6 protein-coding genes are annotated in these 6,000 nt (G+C 29.2%); 3 read left to right on the top strand and 3 right to left on the bottom strand.

Translation table 11 applies throughout. From position 1 onward, the window contains the following. Together HDT10_RS09595 and HDT10_RS09590 are read right to left on the bottom strand one after the other, a co-directional pair. Positions 1-853 (bottom strand): hypothetical protein (locus HDT10_RS09595; protein ID WP_290882832.1); only part of this gene is annotated, 853 nt, incomplete at its 3' end. 90 nt (positions 854-943) lie between these two features. Continuing rightward, entirely contained in the window at positions 944-1,795 is an 852-nt protein-coding gene (locus HDT10_RS09590) for a hypothetical protein (RefSeq protein WP_290882829.1), read from the bottom strand. A 637-nt stretch (positions 1,796-2,432) separates the two neighbouring features. Here HDT10_RS09590 and HDT10_RS09585 point away from each other — a divergent pair. The 3 genes from HDT10_RS09585 to HDT10_RS09575 all read left to right on the top strand — a co-directional run bounded on the left by HDT10_RS09585 (position 2,433) and on the right by HDT10_RS09575 (position 4,946). Next, the gene (locus tag HDT10_RS09585) at positions 2,433-3,875 is read left to right on the top strand and encodes an ImcF-related family protein (protein ID WP_290882827.1); all 1,443 of its coding nucleotides are present in this window, start codon (positions 2,433-2,435) and stop codon (positions 3,873-3,875) included. Positions 3,876-4,043: 168 nt separating this feature from the next. After that, on the top strand, positions 4,044-4,217 hold the full coding sequence (locus tag HDT10_RS09580; RefSeq protein WP_290882824.1) for a hypothetical protein: 174 nt from the start codon (positions 4,044-4,046) through the stop codon (positions 4,215-4,217). Positions 4,218-4,241: 24 nt separating this feature from the next. Further along, on the top strand, positions 4,242-4,946 hold the full coding sequence (locus HDT10_RS09575) for a hypothetical protein (protein ID WP_290882822.1): 705 nt from the start codon (positions 4,242-4,244) through the stop codon (positions 4,944-4,946). A 247-nt stretch (positions 4,947-5,193) separates the two neighbouring features. Here the strand turns inward: HDT10_RS09575 and HDT10_RS09570 are convergent, their stop codons facing one another. Continuing rightward, on the bottom strand, positions 5,194-5,766 hold the full coding sequence (locus HDT10_RS09570; protein ID WP_290882820.1) for a hypothetical protein: 573 nt from the start codon (positions 5,764-5,766) through the stop codon (positions 5,194-5,196). Positions 5,767-6,000: the final 234 nt, after the last annotated feature.

The raw sequence follows: 6,000 nt of genomic DNA, 5'->3' as shown, positions 1-6,000 counted from the left end.
GATTTGCCAATTTTCCATTGAAGTTAAAAATACTAGATTGTAAGATTCTTCTCCTAATCTCATTACCTAAAGTATATCTTATCACAGCCCAAAGTAAGAATCTGCTTTGGAATGTGAAAGCCCTTTGAATCAAAGAATTCTTTTGTATGATATTGGGGGATTGATAAGTGGCACTTACTAAAGGAATAAACTCTTTATAATATTCCCTTTTACTTTCATCTTTTTCCTTGATTGTATTAAAGTGAAGAATCTCTTTTTGATTCAAAAGTCTTAAGGTATCTATTTCGTAATTTATTGCCATAATATCAAAGAGTTCTTTTGCTTGTTCTTCGTTTAATCTAAGTTCTAAATACTTAGGATTCTTAGGATTGCTAGAATCTCTCTTCAAATCTGTTTCCTTAAGCCTTTTTTGTCGTTGTTCTGGATTTAAAGTTTGAGTGGTTTTAAGATACGATTCTATTTCCTCTCTTATAATGTGATTTAAAGTAGAAGTTGTAATATGAATATCTTGTTGTAGAGTTTCTAGCATTCTATCTGCAATCTTATCAATGAGATTCTTATATTCTTTAGATTTATCGCTTTGTGTGTCTTTGATGACATTGCTTAAAGAATCTAGTGAATCAAATTTTTTAAAAGGAATCTCTTGAGGCTTTTTTACTAAATCAAAGAGATAATATAAAACAAGTCTTAACCATAAGCCTTTAAGATTCTTTTCTCCTAGATTGATTCCTATGCCTATGGTAGCTATACCTTGAGAATCTTTATAAACTTCTTCTTTATTATTTTCAGCTCCAATTAAAAGGAGATTCCTAATTTTATGATATTCTTCAAAATCTATTTTTTTAAATTGCATTGCTTGAATTTCTTGTTTAGTGTGTTCTTCTTGCTAAATAGATTGTGAAGTTTCCATTATTACTAAAAGTCTCTTGAGATTCTTTTGCTTTTAATTCTTTCCACATTCCCAACTCACTTGACTTTCGTGGATTACTCCATAGATTGCTTTACTTGTATCTTTTGCTTCTGGTGTGATATAAGCTACTTTTAGCCATTGGGGATTGGTAGAATCTTCTCCAAGATGCAAAAGCAAGCCTTTGTCATCTTGGAATTGACAAGATTCTAGCATATCAGTTTTTTGAATTTGTGTTAGAATCTTTCCATTTGGAGATTCTCTAAGATTGATAAAGGGGTCTTTGGAGGCGTAGGATAATATATATTCACCAGGGAGAGATTTTTTATTGATATACCATTTTCTTATATCACTTAAGATTGTTAAATTTTTATAAATAGTTGCATAATATCGTGTATCGGCTTCATTCTCTAAATATTTATTAATATAATAATCTTTTAAAGTTAGCGTTGCGCGCATTGCTATTCCACCTAAGATGTATTCATCTGCTTGACTTAATTTATTTTGCAAAATATTATAAATTTGCAAAAAACTACTTTTTTGGGATTCAGCATTCTTTTTAAGTGTATCATTTAAAAATATTGCTTGATTATCATTTGCAAAAAGTCTAGGTAAGACACTTGGTGCATCGGGGAAAAATACCAAACGCCAATAAAAATCTACTTCATCTTGATACATTTGCCATTCTAGTACTCCGCTTAATGCTATCGTTCCTTGATAATATATCCTATCTTCCGTTTCTTTGTCTTTATGTAGAGTGCTAGTATGAGAAGTTTGATTAGATAACATTTCTTGAAAATGTGTGTAATACACACTACCATCAGCATATATAATATTAATAAGCAAAAGCAAGATATATTTTATTATATGATAATACATTGTTTTCATCTTATTTCTCCCACTTAGTGATTTTATTATTGGGATAGATTTTAATGTTTTCTTCTTTGATTTTTACTATAAAATTTCTAATAGTGCTCTGTGGTTCGCCTTTGGCATAATTTCGGTATGCTTCTATGTCGTGTTCAATTAGAAACTTTATAAGCTGCATAGTTTTTAGTAGTGTTTCTTGATACAATCCATTACTATTTTTATGTCCTTTGGGTTCAATCTCATTTTCAAGGGAGTTAGAGGATACTTGAATAAATTACAGGATGTTATTATACTCTTTGCAGCCTATTCAAATCCTAAAATGATAGAAAAATACAATATTGTTATATTATAATAAATCAATAATAATCCACATACGCTTATAATGCTTAATAAAAACATTAATATTTTATGCTTTTTTTGCTGAATCTTATAAATCTTATGCAATATTACAATATAATTTAATATTATCACTAAAATATCCAATAGCAAAAAATATGCTTTAAAATGCGGAACAATAAAGCAATATAAAATAAAAAATAAAGATAGCAATGCAAAACTTATGAGTAAATATTTGCTAAAGCAAGAGATTTGAGGATATATTTTAATTAAAAAATTGTACATAGAGAATATTCATAAAAATACAGAAAGCATTGGATTGGCAATTAAAACACTGCAAAAAACAACGACAAGACCCCAAAGATTGTATATTTTACTTAGTTTTTTGACAAGCAATAAGCAAAAAGCAATTTATCGCATTAAAGAGGAGTTGGGTTTTGCTGCAAATAATGTTTTCGCAGAGTCAAGTAAGATTAATTCCATAGATAAAATTTATACGAAAAATGGAATGGTAGAGTTTTTGCAAAATCTTAATCAAAATATCAATAATATAATGAATATAGAATCTTGGATGCTTGAAAATATGGGAGATGAGGCAGAAAACAATAAAGCCATAGTCTCTACGGATATACTTAAATTGTATTTAATAGAATACCAGAATCAATGGGAGGATTTACTTTTTTCTCTTGAGCCAAGACAATATCATTCTAAAGAATCTACATTGAATGAACTGAATATTCTTTCTAAAAAAGATAATCCCGTATTGGCGTTAATCAAAATTGTTAGCGCAAATACCAATTTGAATGATGTCTTTTTGCTTAGAGAAGCCTATAATATGGGTTTAAACGCCAATGAAATTAAAACACATTTTATAAGCATTACCAACTTTTTTAGCTCTTATCATAGAATCGCAGAGCAAGGTTCTTTTTTGAGCTCTAGGGCTTCAGCTGTTGGTTTTAATATCAATAATGAGACAGAGATTGATATTATGGAGATCCTTGGTTTAGACATCAAAAATATTCAAACAAAGATTGCAGAGTTTAGCACAAACAATACACAAAGTATTGAAAATAAGATAGCTTATGCGCTAAATTATGCAAAAGAGCAAGATGATCCTTTTATGATTTTTTCTAATGATATTAAAAATCTTCCGATTGAATTAGAGAAATATTATGCAAAAGTTTATTTGTATGCTTGGAATCTTATAGAATCTCACGGAATCTCTTTGTTTAACACGGCTTGGTTTAATGAAGTCTATACTCCTTTTATGAATGATATTGCTCCTTTTTACCCCTTTAATGATGAAAGCACGCAAGAATTAAGTATGGATTCCTTTAAGGGATTTTTTGGCAAGAATGGAACTTTGAATAAATTTTATAATAAATATTTAAGGTCTGTGCTTGTAAAGAAAAAAGACATTTATTCTATGAATACTCAATTAGATGTAAAAATAAATTTTTCTAAGCAATTTTTAGATTTTATGAGAGAGGCTAAAAATTTTTCAAATTTGATGTTGAATTCAAATGATAATATAAAAGTTAATTTTACCTTGCAAAGTCTTGACTTAAGTGCGGATTTTTCTTTTATAGAATTGCAATACAATTCTCATCATCTCAAATATGATCACACCTTAAATTCTACTTTACAGATTATAGGGGAACAATTTAATGACAATACGAATTTGACTTTAACAGCTTTTGATTATCATAATTCAAGTTTGAGTTATCAAAAAACATATAGTGGCGAATGGGCTTGGGTATAGATTCTTGAAAGAAAACCAAAATAATGGTGCGTATAGCGTAATTTTTAATAATAACGAGAAATTATATTTTGATTTTAAATTGGTGAATGGTATTTCAGAAGCTCACCAGATACAAAACACACTCTAACAAATAAAAATCGTAGAACGTATCATAGCAGGAGGAAATTAATGGTGGATAATGAGGAGAAAATTGGAATCATCATTGAAAATTTAGATGAAATCTTAACTAAAGATAAGGCATATATTTTTGATAAAGAGGGGGGATTTATAGGGAGTGATTCACAGTGTTCTTTTTATGTTCAAGATAGAGAAAATCAAATACAAAGCAGGCACTTAAGATAGGTTTTGAAGAGGGATTCTTCACGATTGCGCCTGTGGAAAAATGCCATTGTTTTTTATAATGAATCTTTTTCTAAAATGCAAGGCGGCTTTGAGACTATTATTAACAAAGGTGATACTTTTAGAATCGCAAATATCAGATTTCGTTTTGTAGATTACAAAGAAATCAATGAGGATTTTCTAAAAGATAAGGAGGCTTTTAAGGATATTGAAAAACATAATGACACAAGTGAGGAACTTTTAAAGCCTAGAGGCAAGATTCAATTTGATTTTAAGGAAAAAGAAAATATAAAAGAATTAATTGAAAATAAAGTGGATTATGCTTTTATAGAAGAAAAAATAGATAATGGTTTTTCAAGTCAAAAAGATGAGAAAAATCCTTTAGAATTTGAATATCAAAATATTTTAAAAACCCTTGATAGATCTTTAAAAGAATTGCAAATGAAGCAGAAAAGTGCGACACTGAATGAGCAATATGGAGAACTAGATATTAAGGATTTGGAGAATATTATCACAAATATTCCACTGATAAAATCTACAAAACTCATTAATCTTTTAGCTTTAAGTTTGATTAGTAAAGAATTATATAGTCCTATTTTTGAAGAAATGGAAGAGAATATGTTTATAAAATATCTCCAAGTTGCTATTCAGGGCAATATCAAAGAAGAAAAAGCTCTGTTTGAAAATTTAACTATCAAAGCTTTGGAGAGATATAAAAATAGATGTTCTTAAACTGAATTATTTTTCTTTGCTTTTTGTAGGGATAAGTTTGATGTAAAATAATCTATGCCCTCATCAACCATTAAATTTTATGATTGAATATTATTGCTATATGGAATCCTTACCATACAATAATAAGGTAAGCAGGAATAATTAATTCTAAAATATTTTTTTTAAATATCAAATCTTTTGATATTCTTTTGCTTAATTTATTAATTATGGACAAACTTGTTTAAAACGACTTTAACAGCCTTATCTTTTAGCTTATCGTATCAATTTGCACATTACCGCTATAAATGGCGTGACTAAATTCTCTTAAGATTCTTTGGGTCTTGGCTTCAGTATTTTTGCGCAAAATATCATTGTAGTTACTCGTCAGATTCCCATTATAGTTTTTAGTATAAAGCCCCTCTAAATGATTTAAGCTTTCTTGAAATTCTTTTGCTACCTCTTGCCAGCCATTTTTGGTAATGCCCAGGAATCCGAGTTCACTTTCTTCTGTGTCAGAATCTTTGGATTCCTTTTCGCGCTGTTCTACGCGTTCCACGCTTGCACTTAGATTACCCGCCCTCGTGAGCATTTGTGCAACAGAGATTTTTTCATTAGGCGACATACCAGCAGTTACTCTCTCGAAAGCTTTGTATTGCTCATCATTCATAAGCTCCAAACTAATCATACCATAGGTGATGCGTTCTGCGCCAAAACTTTCTTTCTCTTGTTCTTGTAGCTCTTTACTTTGTGTTTTGTTTGTGGATTGCACATTCTCGCTAAGGAGGCGATTTGCTTCATTATAGATTCCACCCAAAGAATTTAAATTTTGATTGATAATCATCGTAAAACAAAATCCTTTCAAGTCCTGAAGTTGAGTTTTGAAATTAAAGATCGCAGATCTCTAAGCAAAAAGGATTCCAACTTTTTAGATAGGTGCAAAAGTATCGGATAAAAATTTATAAAAATTTTGCACAAATTCCATAAAATCTTGCTGCGCTTTAAGCAAAAATAAATTATAATTTCAGAATTTTTTAATATTTAAGATTTTTTATTGAATATCAATTAATTTAAGGTT

It is taken from the genome of Helicobacter sp. (assembly GCF_014799995.1).
Lineage (GTDB): Bacteria > Campylobacterota > Campylobacteria > Campylobacterales > Helicobacteraceae > Helicobacter_D.
This window is presented reverse-complemented; position numbering and strand designations above follow the sequence as displayed.